General features: G+C 66.1%; 1 protein-coding gene. It reads right to left on the reverse strand.

Annotated elements, in window-relative coordinates; genetic code table 11:
- The coding region (locus A5692_RS13650; protein ID WP_156766073.1) for an AMP-binding protein at window positions 1-847 on the reverse strand (847 nt) is incomplete at both ends.

An 847-nucleotide genomic window follows, 5' to 3' on the forward strand; every position in this document is an offset into this window, starting at 1 on the left:
CACGCAACCACCCATCGAGCACGAACAGCGCCGCCCCCGACACCGGCGACCCAATCGGCACAGCCCCCGTGCCCGGGGTGAGCGGGGCACTGATCGCCGCATACACCGTGGTCTCCGTCGGCCCATAAGCGTTGAGCATCACCCGCCCCGACGCCCACCGATTGACCACCTCAGCCGGACACGCCTCCCCGGCCACCACCAACGCCACCGACTCCAACCCCTGCGGCGAAAGCATCGCCACCGCCGACGGGGTCTGACTCAACACACTGACCCGTTCAGCAATCAGCAAGCCCTGCAAATCATCCGGGGAACCCACCACCGCCTCGGGCACCACCACCAACCGGCCCCCACCCAACAGCGCACCGAAAATCTCCCACACCGACACATCAAAGGAATACGAATGCCACTGCGACCACACCCCCACCCGCTCCACCGCACCATCCAGCGACGCCAACAGCTGGGTCACGTTGCCATGGGTAACGGCAACACCTTTAGGCACCCCGGTAGTGCCCGAGGTGTAAATCAAATACGCCACATCCTCAGCAGCCGGGCCCGGTGGTCGGGTGGCCGGTTGGGCATCGATCACGGGATCACTGACATCAATCACCGCCACGCCATGACCATCCAGCCGCGAGCGCAACTCGGTGGTGGTAAGCACCGTGGTCGGGCCGGCATCGGTCAGCAGGAACTCGATCCGCGCGGCCGGCCAGCCCGGATCGATTGGCACATAGGCCGCCCCGGACTTGAGCACCGCCAGAATCGCCACGATGGCCTGCGCGCCGCGCGGCAACAACAACCCCACACACCCACCCGGTCCCGCCCCTTGGGCAACGAGTAAGTGCGCTAA

It is taken from the genome of Mycobacterium sp. E342, assembly GCF_001667665.1.
GTDB lineage: Bacteria > Actinomycetota > Actinomycetes > Mycobacteriales > Mycobacteriaceae > Mycobacterium.